The organism is Aliiroseovarius sp. S253 (genome assembly GCF_049800855.1).
Lineage (GTDB): Bacteria > Pseudomonadota > Alphaproteobacteria > Rhodobacterales > Rhodobacteraceae > Aliiroseovarius.
Window position 1 is genome coordinate 232791 of record NZ_JBNAFW010000002.1, and the last position, 15380, is coordinate 248170.

Consider the following 15380-nt stretch of genomic DNA (forward strand, 5'->3'; position numbering starts at 1 on the left):
TCCTTTTCGGATCAGTTTATGATCCTAACTGCAGCATTTTCTACTTATCTTATCCATTTTATACCACAATAACATCCAACCCAAGGAGCCTCTCTGTGTCGACGACTACCAACTCCTCGCTGTTCTCGCCGCTTACATTGCCGAACGGGCGTGTTCTTAAAAACCGGATCATCAAGTCAGCCATGTCGGATTCTCTGGGGGATGGTCGTGGTAATCCGACACCCTCGCAGATGCGCCTTTATGAACGTTGGGCCGAAGGCGGACTTGCGGCGTCGATTATTGGAGAGGTCCAGGGCGATCCGCTTTACCCCGAGAAGCCGGGAAATCTGGTTCTGGACGACACCGCAGATAGCGTGGCGTTCCAAGAGCTCGCGCGGCGCGGCACGGTTAACGGGGCAGAGCTATGGCTGCAGCTTGGCCACGCGGGTGCCTTGTCGCATCTTCCAATCAGCCAGCCCAAAGGCCCCAGCGCCATGACATTCCCCGAATTTCGAGCAGAAGAGATGTCGTTGGCCGAGATCCAAGCCATCCCCGAAGGTTTCGCAAGAACGGCACGGCGCGCATCAGCATTGGGATATGGCGGCGTACAGATCCACGCTGCCCACGGCTTTCTTCTTAGCCAATTTCTGTCTCCGCTGTTTAATCGCCGGACAGATGCCTATGGCGGCTCGATCCAAAAGAGAATGCGGCTTCTAATCGACACGGTCGAGGCTGTTCGCGCGGCCGTACCTGACGACTTCACAGTAGCGATCAAACTGAATGCGACCGACCAACTTGATGGTGGGCTAACTGAAAACGATTCAGTGCAGGTTGTTGCGGCCCTTGAAGGCAAGGGCGTCGATTTGCTGGACATCAGCGGCGGCACCTATTTCCCCGGTGCGCCTTCAAGCTCTGAGCGGACAACCAAGGGGCCATATTTCCTCGACTTCGCACGCGCAGCCCGCACGGTGACGTCTATCCCGCTAATGGCGACAGGCGGTTTCAAGCACCGCCAGGAAGCCGAGCAGGCCATTGCGTCCGGGGATGTTGATGCCGTTGGGCTGGCACGTGGTTTTGTGCTTGATCCGAACCTGCCAATGACGTGGCGAACCAGTGGCGACGATCCCAGTTTTCCCCGTTTTGACACCCTGCCCCCCGGCGGCATGACCGCTTGGTTCACCATGCGAATGCTGGATCTTGGGCAGGATCGGGAAGCGGATGTTCACCGCAATCTTATCGAGGCAATCGACGAGTATGAAAGCCGGGACGATCAACGCATCACGCTTTGGCGCGATCGCTTTCAAGCGGCAAAGTCGCCAGAAATACGCGGCTAGAAAGAAGTTGGGCGACACTCGTAGATCCACGAATGCCGCCCAAACCTTAAACTGCGTCCTGAATTGATCAGAAGTCCAAGTTCTCCACAGACAGAGCATTCTGCTGAATGAACTCGCGGCGCGGTTCGACCACGTCGCCCATCAGCTTGGTGAAGATGTCGTCCGCCTCGGCCAGATCATCCACTTTCACTTGCAGAAGGGTACGCGCCTCGTGGTCCAATGTGGTCTCCCACAGCTGATCGGGGTTCATCTCGCCCAGACCCTTATAACGCTGCAAGGTCAGCCCCTTTTCACCTTCAGCCAGAACGGCACTCAACAGGTCAATTGGGCCCTGCACAAGGATCTCGCGATCCTTCCGCGAAAGATGCGAATGCTCGCGATAGATGTCGCGGGTGTCTTGCGATACTTCCGACAAACGCCGCGCTTCGCCCGAGCGTAGTACGGCACCGTCTAGCGTGCGGATTTCTTCGACGCCGCGCAGAACGCGCGCCAAGCGGATGCCATGATCCTGCGTGATCCGACCCTGCCAACCGCGCTCATATTCCACGGCGACTTTGTCCAGACGTGCGGCCACATCGTCGGCCACCAGCTGCAAATCTGCATCTGCACGGCCCGGATCAAAAGCGCCTGCAAGGGCGGCTTGCTCCAGAATGTTGCGCGGATAATGGGTCGGGAACGCATCCAGAATTCGTTTGAAATTCCGGGCTCCTTCGACCACGCGGGACAGATCGGCACCGGCGATTTCTTCGCCATTTGCAAGGCGCAGAACCGTTCCGTCGATCCCCTGATCGATCAGATAATCCTCAAGCGCGATCTGGTCTTTCACATAGACCTCGGACTTGCCACGGCTGACCTTATAAAGCGGCGGCTGCGCGATATAGAGGTATCCGCCCTCGATCAGTTCCGGCATCTGACGGAAGAAGAAGGTCAGAAGCAGCGTCCGGATGTGCGCGCCATCCACGTCGGCATCGGTCATGATGATGACCTTATGATAGCGCAGCTTTTCGATGTTGAACTCGTCGCGGCCAATCCCGGTGCCCAGCGCGGTGATCAGCGTACCGATTTCCTGACTGGACAGCATCCGGTCAAACCGCGCGCGTTCCACGTTCAGGATCTTCCCGCGCAGGGGCAGAACCGCCTGATCGTGACGCGACCGACCCTGCTTGGCAGACCCGCCAGCCGAGTCACCCTCGACCAGGAACAGTTCACGTTTCGCAGGATCTTTTTCCTGACAGTCGGCCAGTTTGCCGGGCAGAGATGCCACATCAAGCGAAGATTTCTTCCGCGTCATCTCGCGCGCTTTACGGGCGGCTTCGCGGGCCAAGGCAGCCTCGACGATCTTGCCGACAATCATGCGTGCGATCTGCGGGTTCTCATCAAACCACTCTTGCAGTTTCTCGTTCATCAAACCTTCGACCGCCGGGCGTACTTCGGACGACACCAGCTTGTCTTTGGTCTGCGAGCTGAACTTCGGATCGGGCACTTTCACGGACAGCACACAGGTCAAACCCTCGCGCGCATCGTCCCCGGTGAAGTTCACCTTTTCCTTCTTCGCCAGACCCGAGGAGTTGGCATAGAGGTTCAAAGTCCGCGTCAGTGCTCCGCGGAAGCCCGCAAGGTGCGTTCCGCCATCACGCTGTGGGATGTTGTTGGTGAAGGGCAGCACATTTTCGTGGTAGCCATCGTTCCACCACATCGCGACCTCAACCCCGATGCCATCCTTTTCGCCGGTGACAAAAATAGGTTCTTCCATAAGAGGTGTTTTCGAGCGGTCGAGATACTTCACGAACTCTTTCACGCCGCCATCGTAGTGCAATTCCGAGGTCAGCTTCTCGGCCGGGCGTTCGTCTTCGATGATGATCCGCACACCCGAGTTCAGGAACGACAGCTCGCGCAGGCGGTTTTCCAGCGTCTTGAACTGATAATCAAGGTTCGAGAACGTGTCGGTCGAGGCAAGGAACCGCACCTCGGTCCCGGTGCGGTCGCCACATTCGCCAACGACTTCCAGATGCTTCGCCGTCTCACCACGTTCAAAACGGGCAATATGCTCTTTCCCATCGCGCCAGACGCGCAGCTCTAACCAGTCGGACAGAGCGTTCACAACCGAAACGCCCACGCCGTGCAGACCGCCCGAAACCTTGTACGAGTTCGAGTCGAACTTACCACCAGCATGCAGCTGGGTCATGATAACCTCGGCCGCAGACACCCCTTCTTCGGGGTGCGTATCCACCGGAATGCCGCGACCGTTATCATAGACCGAAACCGAGTTATCAGCGTGGATCGTGACTGTTACGGCGTCCGCATGACCGGCCAGCGCCTCGTCAATGCCGTTATCTACGACCTCGTACACCATATGATGCAGGCCCGACCCATCGTCGGTGTCACCGATATACATCCCGGGGCGCTTACGCACCGCTTCTAAGCCTTTGAGAACCTTAATGGATTCAGCACCATAATCGGCACCGTTCTGCGCGTCATCAGCCATGAGGGCCTTCCTGTTATTCGTTCCCGAAAATATAGAGAATCAGGGCAGGAATGTCACGCAAGTGACACAAGTTTTCCGCCCCTGATGGCGATGTTTTTCCTATGCGAAGGGAATGATCAATCCAACGATGATCAACAGGCCCCCAGCAAGCTGATTCATCCGCTGAACCGAACGTTCGGACGACAGCAATGTACGCGCGCGCCCGACGAAAAATGCGATCGTCAGATTGCCCACCAAAGGCACCACGAAAGACGCAGTCGCAATCAACATGATGTCCTGTCGGGTCATCGCAGAAAGGTCAAAGAATCCGGGCAAGACGCCCATATAGAACAAGATTGCCTTCGGGTTCGCCAGGATCACAATCAGCCCCGCCAGAAAACCCGCCAGTACACCCGGTTGTGTCAGCTTGCCATCCGTGCGGATCTTACCCTGCGCGGACCGCAAAATTGTGACGCCCATCCACAGAAAGAACAGCGAGGCTACGATTTTTAGGGCAAACATCGCCCCATCAAAGCTGGATGCGATCCAGCCCATGCCCAGCGCCGCGGCAATCGCCCAGAAAAAATCCCCAATGGCGACGCCCATCGTCAGGGGCCAAGCTTGCGCGAACCCACCTGCCATGGTCCGCGCCACCAATGCCACCCAGACCGGTCCCGGGGTCAGGAACAGGATGAACAGGCCGATTATGTAGAAACCGAGCTCTGCGAACGTGATCGTCATGTCAGGTGACCATCCTCGTCCAGCTCCCAAAAGGGATTCATCGCATATTCCCAGACATGCCCGTCCGGATCCGCGAAATAGCCGGAGTATCCGCCCCAGAAGATCTTGTCAGGCCGCGTGACGACCGTGCCACCAGCGGCAATGGCAGCATCATAAGCAGCGTCAACCTCGGCCTCGGTCGGGAAATTCTGGCCCAGCGTCATCGCGCCTGTGCCCAGCGCCTCGACCGGGCGCTTCATGTCTTCGGCCAACCCGTCCAGAGTATAAAAGCCGAATTTCATGCCATTCATGTCATAGAAAGCCACCTTATCCATCACATTGGACGGCTCCCAGCCGATGGCACCATAGAACGCCACAGCGCGCTCCAGATCTTTGACGCCCAGAGTGATCAAGGTCACGCGATTGGTTTTCATGGCTTCACCTCTTGTACATCCGACACGCCGTCGGTCTCGGTCACTTCGAAATGTGCGGCGCGATCGCCAAGCTCTTCAAAAAGCTCTGGCCCTGTGCCGGTCATAAAGGCCTGCGCGCCCAAGGCGCAAATTTCATCATAAAGTGCGGCACGACGCCCAGCATCAAGATGCGCGGCCACCTCGTCCAGCAAAAGGATCGGAGGCGCCCCGAAATCCCGCGCCAACGCGCGGCCATTGGCAAGGATCAAGGATACCAGAAGCGCCTTCTGCTCGCCGGTCGAGCAATCTCGTGCAGCCACGCCCTTTGCCGCGTAAACCGCGCCAAGATCCGTGCGATGTGGCCCAACCAGAGACCGACCCGCCAACAGATCCCGCGACCGGCTATCGGCAAATGCGACCGCCAAATCGCCCTCGCTCTCTGGCAGGGCGCTGTCATCCACCTGCACCAGCGACAGGTCCGCTACGGGAAATGCGGTTTCGGCCAAGGCTTGCGCCTCTTTCAACTGCTCCAGACAATAGGCGCGGTTTGCGATGATGCGGGCACCCGCTTGCGCCATCTGCACCTCGAGCGCATCATACCAATGCGCATCGCGTTGTCCGTCTTTCAGCAAACGATTGCGTTCGCGCATCGCCTTTTCATAGGCCAGAACCGCGTCCGCATGGCCGGGCTCGAAGCTCATCGTCATGCGGTCTAGAAAACGCCGACGACCTTCCGCGCCTTCGACCCACAGACGGTCCATCACCGGGACAAGCCAGACAATCCGCGCGATCCGACCCAGCGCCACCTGCGCGGCTGCCTTGTCGTCGATCTTTACCTGTCGAGATGCCCCGGCCTCGCACCAAGTTTCAACCTCGTGCATTTGGTGCAGGCTTTGCAGCACGGCCGAGATTTTCCAGCCCACTGCTTCGGGCTTTCGGATCATCTCGTCCAGCGCGGCACGACGCAGTCCACGTCCGGGGGACAGCATGGACACAGCTTCAAGGATGTTGGTTTTACCCGCCCCGTTGCACCCGTGAAGGACAACAGGCCGCCCATCCAAGGACAGGCGGGCCAATTTGTGACTTCGAAAATGGCTGAGTGTCAGCTCGCGAAGGGCGAGTGTCATCACGCCCTCCTTTTCAACGCTTCAAGGACCGACAGGTCACACGCGCATCGGCATGACGACGTAGACGGCACTGGTGTCATTGCCTTCACGCATCAGGGTCGGATCGCCCGAGGAGTTGAACATGAAGACGGCGTTTTCGCGGTCTACCTGGCTGGCAATCTCTAGCAGGTATTTCGCGTTGAACCCGATTTCCAGCCGCTCATCGTTGTAGGCAACAGCCAGTTCTTCTTCGGCGGCACCCGCATCAGGGGCATTCACCGACAGAACCAAACGATCTTCGTCCAGCTGCAGCTTCACAGCACGCGAGCGTTCGCTGGATACGGTAGCCACACGATCAACGGCTTGTGCAAACTCGGTCGCGTCTACTTCCAGTTTGCGTGTGTTGCCCGATGGGATCACGCGGGTGTAGTCGGGGAACGTGCCGTCGATTACTTTCGACGTCAGGGTGATGACCGGCGTTGCAAAGCGTACCTTGGTTTCCGATACCGACACGGCAATCGTCGCGTCATCGTCATCCAGAAGCTTGCGCAGCTCGCCCACAGTTTTGCGGGGAACGATAATGCCGGGCATCTCCTCGGCACCTGCGGGCAGATCGGCGTCAATACGTGCCAAGCGGTGACCGTCGGTGGCGACAGCGCGCAGCACTTTGCCGCCATCCGCCTCGGACACGTGCAGATACACACCGTTCAGGTAATAACGGGTCTCTTCCGTTGAGATCGCAAATTTCGACTTGTCGAACAGGCGGCGCAGAACCGGTGCAGGAGCCGAGAAATTCGCCGAGTATTCCGACGATGCCATGACCGGGAAATCTTCCTTGGGCAGGGTCGCCAGTGAAAAGCTTGAACGGCCAGCTTCGACGCTTAGGCGCCCAGTCGCGCCGTCATCGGTCAGCTGGACCAAAGCCCCGTCCGGCAGTTTGCGCACGATTTCATGCAGGGTCACAGCCGATACGGTCGTCGCACCAGCGCGTTCGACCATGGCGTCGGTCTTGTCGACCACTTCGATGTCCAGATCGGTGGCGCGGAAGGAAACGCTGTTGCCCTCGGCCTCGATCAACACATTTGCGAGGATTGGAATAGTATTCCGGCGTTCTACAACAGATTGCGCCTGTGCCACGGCCTTCAGAAGCGCGCCGCGTTCGATACTGATCTTCATGTCCCACTCCTGACAGATACCGGGGCGGAGACCATATCAGGTTCACCGCCCGGCTCAATTCTTTATTCGGAATGTCCGCTTCTTTCGTGGGCGGGTCAAGGGTTTAAGGCCCAAAACCCACCAATTCAGGGTTGCATCACGCCTCGAGAGCGCGGCGCAGCAATTCCAGATCTTCCGCGATCTGATCATCGACGCCCTTCAGCTCGTCAATCCGCTTCACGCCATGCATGACCGTGGTGTGATCCCGGCCGCCGAAACGACGCCCAATTTCCGGCAACGACCGCGAGGTCATGTGCTTCGCCAGATACATCGCCACCTGACGCGGACGCGCGATGGTGCGCACGCGGCGGGGGCCGATCAGATCCGACAGACGGATGTTGTAGTGCTCGGACACTTTGCGTTGGATTTCCTCGACAGTGACCTTGCGGTCCGACGCACGAAGGATATCGCCCAGACAATCCTGAGCCAGCTCCAGCGTGATCTCGCGCCCTACCAGCGAGGCAAAAGCGAAGAGACGCATTAAAGCGCCTTCCAGCACTCGAACGTTGGTCGAGATGCGGTGCGCCAGATATTCAAGCACGCCATCAGCAATCACGAGGCCCTTATACTGCTCACGATAGGCGTTAACCTTGGTTTGCAGCACGCCCAGACGCAGTTCGTAGTCGGTCGGATGTAGATCCACGACCAGACCGCACTGCAGACGGCTTTTGATGCGGTCCTCAAGATCCTTGATTTCACCCGGCGCACGGTCGGCCGAGATGATGATCTGTTTGTTCTGGTCCACCAGCGCATTGAACGTGTGGAAGAACTCTTCCTGTGTACTGTCTTTGCCAGCGATGAACTGAACATCGTCCACCATCAGCACATCGACCGAGCGGAACAGCTGCTTGAAGTCGATCATCTGCTTCTCGCGGATCGCCTGAACGAAGCGATACATGAATTGTTCGGCGGACAAATATACGACGCGCAGATCGGGCTGGCGGGTCTTCATCTCGTGCGCAATGGCGTGCATCAGGTGGGTTTTACCAAGGCCAACACCGCCATACAGGAAAAGCGGGTTGAACGTGACCGGACCACCTTCTGCCACGCGGCGGGCAGCAGCATGGGCCAGCTCGTTCGGCTTGCCGACGACAAAGCTGTCAAAGGTAAAACGCGCATCAAGCGGCGCACCCGGCAGATCGCTTTGATCAGGCTTGGCCGCGACTGGTGACGAGGCCGATGATTTCTCGGTCGATTGCGCAACCGGGCGGGGGGTTACCTTTTCAGGAACCTTGAACTCGAGACGCGCGACTTTGACGCCCTCTCCGTTCAGGTGGTTCAGAATCTGGTCCCCAAAATTCTGACTGACCCAGTTACCTAGAAAGTTTGTCGGCACCAGAAAACGTGCCACGCCGCCATCTAGTTCGGCAAATTCCAAGGGTTCAATCCAGCTGGTATAGTTGTTTTGTCCCACTGCTTTCTGCAGCTTGTTTCGGACCTTGCCCCATTCTTCGTTCGTCATATTACCTCGACCCAGCGTTTTTGTTTAAGACAGCCCAAGACAGTCTCTCACAGGCACTAATATCCCATTCACACGGCGCACTTGCCGCGCGCCCCTTCATCGCGAAACACGAAATCCGCAACCCGCTGACCACGAGCATGCTTCAGATGCCGCGCCCAATAGTGAACCGCACCACATGGTTACCCATTCTGGCGACATGCCCAATTGGACGTCCGGAACATTACAGTCTGCGCAACCACCCTAGCAGGAAGGGCGGCGAAATGCCTTCAGGCGCACCTCATAAATGCAGGCACACAAAAGGCGTTGGGATCTGACTTCAAAGAATCAAATCCAGTTGTGGCAAAAAGGGTTTTCCCCTTAAAGTTCGTGGGTTTAGCCCACTTATGTCTGATAGTCCCAAGTCGGCGAAGTGAATCGCTAAATGCAAGCTAGCAATCCCTCTGGGACTGGCGCAATAGAACTTCACGCTTGACTCTGTGATTGCCGAAACGAATCCCGAAGGCTCATTGTAAAATCAAATTTCTTGGCAGGTTTAACAAAAAGAGCGTGCCCATTTGGACACGCTCTTTTTTTGTTTTCGGACGCTGTTCAGAAGTGAATCTGATTCAGCCCAGTGCTTTTACACGTGCGCTCAGACGCGAGACTTTACGCGCTGCGGTGTTCTTGTGGTAAACGCCTTTGGTCACGCCGCGCATCAGCTCAGGCTGAGCAGCTTTCAGGGCAGCAGCAGCTGCATCCTTGTCGCCCGACTCGATGGCTTCTTCAACGGCACGCAGGTAGGTGCGGATGCGCGAACGGCGGGCTTTGTTTACGGCGAAACGACGCTCGTTCTGACGGGCGCGTTTTTTAGCTTGGGGCGAATTTGCCATGTGTCTGATCCCTCTTTCGGGTGTGTTACGTTGTCTAAGCTGCGCGTACAGCACCCGACCGGGTTCAGAACCGGTGATTCTGGCCTAAGCGGGCCTCACGCGCATGGATGGGCTGCCCTTTAAGCCATTTCGGCCGCAAAGGGAAGCCCTATTGGTTTACTTGTCGCGGAACTGCGGTTGACGCTTTTCAGAGAAAGCGGCCATGCCCTCTTTCTGATCTTCGGTCGCGAAGAGCGAATGGAAGACGCGGCGTTCAAACAGAATACCTTCGGTCAGCGGAAGCTGCTCGGCGCGGTTCACGGTCTCTTTGATCGCCATAACGGTGATCATCGACTTTTCAGCAATCTTGGCCGCGGCCGACATGGCTTCGTCCATCAGCTTCTTAGCGGGAACAACGCGGCTGACCAGCCCCGAACGTTCGGCTTCTTCAGCATCCATGAAACGACCGGTCAGGTTCATATCCATAGATTTGGCGCGGCCAACCAGCTTGGTCAGACGCTGTGTGCCGCCCATACCGGCCATCACGCCCAAGTTCACTTCGGGCTGGCCAAATTTGGCAGTGTCAGATGCAATGATGAAGTCGCACATCATGGCCAGCTCACACCCGCCACCCAGCGCATAACCGGATACGGCTGCAATGATCGGCTTACGAATGCGCATGATGGCGTCTTCTTCCGGAGTGAACAGGTCACCGGTAAACACGTCTACAAAGCTTTTCTCGGCCATCATCTTGATGTCGGCGCCAGCGGCAAATGCTTTTTCCGAACCGGTGACGACGATGCAGCGCACCTTGTCGTTGGCCTGCGCTTCGGCCAGCGCCTCGCCCAGTTCGCCCAGCAATTCCAGGTTCAAAGCATTCAGGGCGTCGGGCCGGTTCAGCTTGACCAGCGTCACATGATCTTCGGTTTCAACGATGATGTTTTTATAGGCCATGGTTCCCCTGCCTTGTGTCACGAGTGGTTGGAGCGGAGTCCTAACACGCCACCCCATTGGATCAAGCTATCTTTGGCATTGCGGGCAATAGAATGTCGAGCGTCCAGATTGTGTAATAAGAGCAATTTCGCCCGTGCAGCCAGATGTGACGCAACGTTCACCCTCGCGACCATAAACGCGGAAATTGTGTTGAAAATAACCCAAATCACCATCCGCCTGCCGGTAATCCTTCAACGAAGACCCGCCGCTGTCGATGGCTTCCGATAGCACCTCGCGGATGATCGGAACCAATCCGGCAACACGCTGTTTCGCGATCTTTCCAGCCTTGCGCGTGGGGTGAATCCCGGCGCGGAACAGTACTTCGCAGACATATATATTGCCCAGCCCGGCGATGATTCCCTGATCCAGAAGTACCGTTTTGATGGGTGAGTTCTTATTACGCAGAGCTTCGACCAGATACGATTCGTCGAACTGGTTCCCCAACGGTTCGGGACCCAGCACGCGGATCAATTTGTGATCGTCCAACGCCCCCGTCGGGCACAGATCCATCGCCCCAAAGCGGCGCGGGTCATTGAAAGTCACTCGCGCACCGTTCTCCATGTCAAAAACCACATGATCATGCTTTTCCGGCGCAGGGTGTTCGTGGTGGAACTTCCCAAGCTTGTGGCCCGAGATCAGCATCCGCCCCGACATCCCCAGATGCACGATCAGAGTCTCATCCGTGTCCAAATCTACCAGCAGGTATTTCGATCGCCGCCCAAGCCGCTGCACTGTGGCCCCGGTCAGGCGTTCGGCCATCCGATCCGGAAAGGGCCAACGCAATCCTTCGCGGCGCGTTTCAGCTCGCCCAATACGCACGCCCTCCATCACAGGAAGCAATCCGCGGCGTACTGTCTCGACCTCGGGTAATTCGGGCATGTTCAAAGCCTCTCCATTGTGCGTCCCTTACTGTCACGATATGAGGGATCAACCGCAAGAAGCGAGTATGCCCAATGAGCACGTCAGACAACCGCACCACGCATTTCGGGTTCAAAACCGTGAACGAAGACGACAAGGCCGGAATGGTCCATGGCGTCTTTACCAATGTGGCCTCGAAATACGACATCATGAACGATGTTATGTCCGTCGGTATCCACCGCGTCTGGAAGGATGCGATGATGGATTGGCTGACCCCGCGCGACGGGCAGCGCCTTCTGGATGTGGCGGGCGGCACCGGCGACATTTCCTTCCGCTTTTTGGGCCGCGCCCCTGGGGCCGAGGCCGTCGTTCTAGACATGACCGAAAGCATGCTGGTCGAAGGCCGTCAACGGGCCGAGGCCTCACATCTTGCCAATCATCTGGATTGGGTCGTCGGCGACGCCATGGCACTGCCGTTCGAGGATAACAGCTTTGATCGCTACACGATCAGCTTCGGCATCCGCAACGTGACCCGCATTCCGGATGCGCTAAAAGAAGCGTATCGCGTTTTGAAACCCGGCGGTCGTCTGATGGTGTTGGAGTTCAGCCAGCTTCCGGATGAAGGCATGCAAAAGCTCTATGACCTTTATTCCTTCAACGTGATCCCCAAGATGGGGCAGCTGATCGCAGGCGATGCGGACAGCTATCAGTATCTGGTCGAGTCGATCCGCAAGTTCCCAGATCAGGAAACCTTCGCCCGCATGATCCGCGAGGCCGGGTTTGAGAACGTGAAGTATCGCAACCTGTCTTTGGGCATCGCGGCCCTGCATTCGGGGTGGAAAATCTAAGATGCGTGGACCTCACAACATCTGGCGCTTGATCCGTACCGGCGCAACCTTCCAGCGCACCGGCGCAATGGGCGTCGTACTGGACGCGATGAAGGCACCACCTGCCATTCGCATCGCCGCACATGTGGTAGGCTGGCCCTTTGCTTGGTTGGGGAAGAAAGGCGACCCGGCGTTGCCCCCGGTCACCCGCGCGATCACAGCGCTTGGTCCGGCTTATATTAAGTTTGGTCAAATCATGTCGACGCGCCCTGACGTCGTTGGGCCTGAACTGGCAGACCAGCTGCAATACTTGCAGGACAAACTGCCGCCGTTCAAACAATCCGTTGCGCGCAAGATGATCGAGAAAGAACTGGGTATCTCGATCGACCAAACCTTCTTGGAATTTTCAGAACCCGTCGCTGCAGCCTCAATCGCGCAGGTGCACAAGGCGCGGCTGGCCGACACCGGCGAAGCCGTTGCCGTCAAAGTTCTACGCCCCGGCATTGAACGCGCTTTCCGCACCGATATTGACGCCTTCCACTTTTCAGCCCGCGTGATTGAATGGCTGTTGCCCTCGACCCGCCGCTTGCGTCCGACCGATGTGGTCGAACACTTTGAAAGCGTCGTGATGGGTGAACTCGACCTGCGCCTTGAAAGCGCGTCGGCCAGCGAGTTCGCGGAAAACACCGCTCAGGACGAAGGCTTTGTCGTTCCTGAAGTGAACTGGGGGCTGTCCGGCCGCACCGTGATGACCCTTGGTTGGGGCGAAGGCATTCCTGCCAATGACCTCGAGGCCATCCGCGCCTCGGGTCTGGACATGCACAAACTTGGCGAGCGCGTGTTGCAACTTTTCCTGTCCCACGCGCTGCGCGACGGGCTGTTTCACGGCGACATGCATCAGGGCAACCTAAAATTTGCCGCCAACGGTGACATCATCGCGGTGGACTTTGGCATCATGGGGCGGATCGACGAATACACCCGCCGCGTCTATGCCGAGATCCTCTATGGTTTCATCACCCGCAACTATCGTCGCGTCGCCGAAGTGCATTTTGAAGCCGGATACGTCCCTGCCGACCGCGATGTCGAGGAATTCGCCCGCGCCCTACGTGCCGTGGGTGAACCGATCTTCGGGATGAACGCCACCCAAATTTCGATGGGGCGCCTGCTGGCTTACCTTTTTGAAGTGACCGAGAAATTCGGCATGGAAACCCGTACGGAGCTGATCCTGCTGCAACGGACTATGGTTGTGGTCGAAGGTGTCGCGCGCTCGCTAAGCCCGGATATCAATATCTGGAAAGTCGCGAAGCCGGTGGTGGAAAGCTATATCTCGAACTCGATCGGACCAAAGGCGCTGTTGCAGGATCTTGTACACACCGCACGCGTTCTAGCGCGCTTTGGCCCGCGCCTGCCAGAACTGGCCGAGGCCGCTTTGATCCGACAGTCTGAAGCGCATGTGGAAAACGACCGGGCCCGCCCGTTGCGCGCGATGAGCTATGTTGCCCTAGGTGGCGGCCTTGCTTTGGCAGCGGTCTGGGTTTCAACCCTGCTCTGACGCTCGGCGCTCTAGCTCTGCAACATCGCTATAGGCCGTGTCCCCATGCGCGGTTCTCCAGTGGCAATAGCACGCCATGCGCCAGTGAAAGAGTGGCGCAAGCGCGCCATAGCGTGCTGATCCGATGGCATCACCCCCGGCATCGACATAGGCCTTCAGGAACGCAGCTTGCTCTGCGGGTGAAAGGGGTCTGTTGCCATACAGAACTTGCATTGCCGGGGACAAAAAGATCGCAATATCTGCCGCCGGATCCCCGATGGCCGGACATTGCCAGTCGATCAAACGCAGCCCATTTTCAGTGGCCAGAATGTTGCCCGGCACAATATCTCCATGCAAGAAACACCGGCTTGCGGCAGGCAGGTCATCCGTGAAAGGCGGCGGAGGGGGAAGCGTGATCCCTGATGCGTCCGCCATGGCGCAGGTCTCGGCAATTAAGGTGACGGGCGACGTGATCGTCTCGGGCAATCCTTCGGGCGCTTCGATCTGATGAAGCGTGGCCATTAATCGTGCCACGTCCTCGACAGCCCCAGACCACGGTGTTCCGTCGACATGTCGATACAGAACGCTTGCGCCCAGCGCGCTGTCCAGAAAAGCGACAAAATCAGGCGCAATGCCAGTGCCTGCCAAGTGCTTCAGGGCCAACGCCTCGCGCGTACCGTCATTGGCAAAAAGGGGCGTAGTCGCCGCTTCGTCATACAGCTTGCACACAAGGTCGTGCGGCATGTCATCCGAGGTTATGCGCCAAACAGGGTTGCTGCGCCCCCCTTGAAGGCGGGACCAGTTGGCATGCTTCGACACATGCCCCTCTTCCTGCCAGATCAGGGCCAGCGATTGCTGCTGCCTGTCCTCTTCCAGCATTTCGGTCGGAATGTTGTCGCGAAAGGTCATGCAAGCTGTATAGCGCGGGCCTCAGCCGACGAAAACTCATTCGGCGGCTTCACGCAGGGCGGAAACGGCATCGGCGGTCACTCTGTTGCCGCTTTCGAGCACCAGCCATAGCTGACCGCCGCTATTTTGCGTTTCAACTATACGGCCATAGCTTTCCATCGGATCGGTAGATAAATGCTGCCCATTGCTGCGACTGGTCAGTTCAAAGGAATAGACGCCATGCGGCAGCCCATTCCCATTCTTGTCCTTTCCATCCCATTCCACAGGATCAGTCGAAACCGGAAGCGGCTTGCTGTCGACAATCGTGCCTTCCGAATTCTTCACCACAAGGATGACCTCGTCCGCAGCGACAGCCGGGCTCGGAGAAAGGGTGATAGGATCGCCATCGAACTGAACCGGAGCTGCCACACGCGCCTCTTTCCCGACCCAATCCGCAATATCTGACATGCCCATCAAGCCAAGTTGCGTTCCCATAGCCTTCAACAGGTCATTGGTGCGCACCTGCTGCTCGACACCCGAGAACGTCGCAAGTTGCACGGCGTAATCTGTTGATTCAATTGGGTTCAACGGATCTTGATTTTCCATCTGCGCCGTCAGCATCACCAGGAAAGTCTCAAAATCGGACGAGACCATTGGCCCGTCTGATGCCGAAGCCTGTGCATAGTCGGCCGGAGCCGCGGTCAACGCGGCGGGCATGGCTGTTGGGGTAACGTTCATGCTG

The 15380-nt window shown here is 57.6% G+C and carries 14 protein-coding genes; 3 read left to right on the forward strand and 11 right to left on the reverse strand.

Features of this window, described 5'->3' with window-relative positions; all coding sequences use genetic code 11:
* The first annotated feature begins 95 nt into the window (after window positions 1–95).
* Complete coding sequence (locus tag ACP15F_RS12615; RefSeq protein WP_424941184.1) at window positions 96–1313, forward strand: NADH:flavin oxidoreductase/NADH oxidase family protein; 1218 nt, start codon at window positions 96–98, stop codon at window positions 1311–1313.
* Window positions 1314–1380: 67 nt separating this feature from the next.
* Here ACP15F_RS12615 and gyrB read toward each other — a convergent pair whose 3' ends face one another.
* The 9 genes from gyrB to mutM all read right to left on the reverse strand — a co-directional run bounded on the left by gyrB (window position 1381) and on the right by mutM (window position 11413).
* Window positions 1381–3798: a DNA topoisomerase (ATP-hydrolyzing) subunit B gene (gene gyrB, locus ACP15F_RS12620; protein ID WP_424941185.1), complete on the reverse strand. Its 2418-nt coding sequence runs from the start codon at window positions 3796–3798 to the stop codon at window positions 1381–1383.
* A gap of 99 nt (window positions 3799–3897) precedes the next feature.
* The gene (locus ACP15F_RS12625; protein WP_424941186.1) at window positions 3898–4518 is read right to left on the reverse strand and encodes a LysE family translocator; all 621 of its coding nucleotides are present in this window, start codon (window positions 4516–4518) and stop codon (window positions 3898–3900) included.
* The gene (locus tag ACP15F_RS12630) at window positions 4515–4931 is read right to left on the reverse strand and encodes a VOC family protein (protein ID WP_424941187.1); all 417 of its coding nucleotides are present in this window, start codon (window positions 4929–4931) and stop codon (window positions 4515–4517) included. Before ACP15F_RS12630 ends, ACP15F_RS12625 begins: the two co-directional genes overlap by 4 nt.
* A complete protein-coding gene (gene recF, locus ACP15F_RS12635) occupies window positions 4928–6037 on the reverse strand; it encodes a DNA replication/repair protein RecF (RefSeq protein WP_424941188.1) in 1110 nt (369 codons plus the stop codon). The genes ACP15F_RS12630 and recF overlap by 4 nt, the downstream gene beginning before the upstream one ends.
* 36 nt (window positions 6038–6073) lie before the next feature.
* Window positions 6074–7192 (reverse strand): DNA polymerase III subunit beta, encoded by a 1119-nt coding sequence (dnaN, locus tag ACP15F_RS12640; RefSeq protein WP_424941189.1) that lies wholly within the window; start codon window positions 7190–7192, stop codon window positions 6074–6076.
* Between the two features lie 136 nt (window positions 7193–7328).
* Entirely contained in the window at window positions 7329–8693 is a 1365-nt protein-coding gene (gene dnaA / locus ACP15F_RS12645) for a chromosomal replication initiator protein DnaA (RefSeq protein WP_424941190.1), read from the reverse strand.
* A 605-nt stretch (window positions 8694–9298) separates the two neighbouring features.
* Window positions 9299–9562: a 30S ribosomal protein S20 gene (gene rpsT / locus ACP15F_RS12650; RefSeq protein ID WP_424941191.1), complete on the reverse strand. Its 264-nt coding sequence runs from the start codon at window positions 9560–9562 to the stop codon at window positions 9299–9301.
* 156 nt (window positions 9563–9718) lie between these two features.
* Window positions 9719–10495 carry an enoyl-CoA hydratase gene (locus ACP15F_RS12655; protein ID WP_424941192.1) on the reverse strand — a complete coding sequence of 259 codons (777 nt, stop codon included), beginning with the start codon at window positions 10493–10495 and terminating at the stop codon, window positions 9719–9721.
* 66 nt (window positions 10496–10561) lie between these two features.
* Window positions 10562–11413, reverse strand: a complete 852-nt coding sequence (gene mutM, locus ACP15F_RS12660) for a bifunctional DNA-formamidopyrimidine glycosylase/DNA-(apurinic or apyrimidinic site) lyase (RefSeq protein WP_424941193.1) — start codon at window positions 11411–11413, stop codon at window positions 10562–10564.
* A gap of 74 nt (window positions 11414–11487) precedes the next feature.
* On the opposite strand from mutM, the gene ubiE reads away from it, so the two are divergent.
* On the forward strand, window positions 11488–12240 hold the full coding sequence (ubiE, locus tag ACP15F_RS12665) for a bifunctional demethylmenaquinone methyltransferase/2-methoxy-6-polyprenyl-1,4-benzoquinol methylase UbiE (RefSeq protein ID WP_424941194.1): 753 nt from the start codon (window positions 11488–11490) through the stop codon (window positions 12238–12240).
* 1 nt (window position 12241) lies between these two features.
* Window positions 12242–13771 (forward strand): 2-polyprenylphenol 6-hydroxylase, encoded by a 1530-nt coding sequence (gene ubiB, locus ACP15F_RS12670; RefSeq protein WP_424941195.1) that lies wholly within the window; start codon window positions 12242–12244, stop codon window positions 13769–13771.
* Here ubiB and ACP15F_RS12675 read toward each other — a convergent pair.
* Together ACP15F_RS12675 and ACP15F_RS12680 are read right to left on the reverse strand one after the other, a co-directional pair.
* Window positions 13757–14659, reverse strand: coding sequence for a phosphotransferase family protein (locus ACP15F_RS12675; protein ID WP_424941196.1), 903 nt, complete (start codon window positions 14657–14659; stop codon window positions 13757–13759). The two genes, ubiB and ACP15F_RS12675, sit on opposite strands and share 15 nt — an antisense overlap.
* A gap of 36 nt (window positions 14660–14695) precedes the next feature.
* Window positions 14696–15376 carry a flagellar hook capping FlgD N-terminal domain-containing protein gene (locus ACP15F_RS12680; protein ID WP_424941197.1) on the reverse strand — a complete coding sequence of 227 codons (681 nt, stop codon included), beginning with the start codon at window positions 15374–15376 and terminating at the stop codon, window positions 14696–14698.
* Window positions 15377–15380 lie beyond the last annotated feature (4 nt).

Coding starts and splice junctions, on each gene's coding strand:
- ACP15F_RS12630 (WP_424941187.1), bottom strand. CDS start 4,931: ATGAAAACCAATCGCGTGACCTTGATCACTCTGGGCGTCAAAGATCTG.
- dnaA (WP_424941190.1), bottom strand. CDS start 8,693: ATGACGAACGAAGAATGGGGCAAGGTCCGAAACAAGCTGCAGAAAGCA.
- ubiE (WP_424941194.1), top strand. CDS start 11,488: ATGAGCACGTCAGACAACCGCACCACGCATTTCGGGTTCAAAACCGTG.
- ACP15F_RS12675 (WP_424941196.1), bottom strand. CDS start 14,659: ATGACCTTTCGCGACAACATTCCGACCGAAATGCTGGAAGAGGACAGG.
- mutM (WP_424941193.1), bottom strand. CDS start 11,413: ATGCCCGAATTACCCGAGGTCGAGACAGTACGCCGCGGATTGCTTCCT.
- ACP15F_RS12680 (WP_424941197.1), bottom strand. CDS start 15,376: ATGAACGTTACCCCAACAGCCATGCCCGCCGCGTTGACCGCGGCTCCG.
- dnaN (WP_424941189.1), bottom strand. CDS start 7,192: ATGAAGATCAGTATCGAACGCGGCGCGCTTCTGAAGGCCGTGGCACAG.
- ACP15F_RS12625 (WP_424941186.1), bottom strand. CDS start 4,518: ATGACGATCACGTTCGCAGAGCTCGGTTTCTACATAATCGGCCTGTTC.
- ubiB (WP_424941195.1), top strand. CDS start 12,242: ATGCGTGGACCTCACAACATCTGGCGCTTGATCCGTACCGGCGCAACC.
- rpsT (WP_424941191.1), bottom strand. CDS start 9,562: ATGGCAAATTCGCCCCAAGCTAAAAAACGCGCCCGTCAGAACGAGCGT.
- ACP15F_RS12655 (WP_424941192.1), bottom strand. CDS start 10,495: ATGGCCTATAAAAACATCATCGTTGAAACCGAAGATCATGTGACGCTG.
- gyrB (WP_424941185.1), bottom strand. CDS start 3,798: ATGGCTGATGACGCGCAGAACGGTGCCGATTATGGTGCTGAATCCATT.
- recF (WP_424941188.1), bottom strand. CDS start 6,037: ATGACACTCGCCCTTCGCGAGCTGACACTCAGCCATTTTCGAAGTCAC.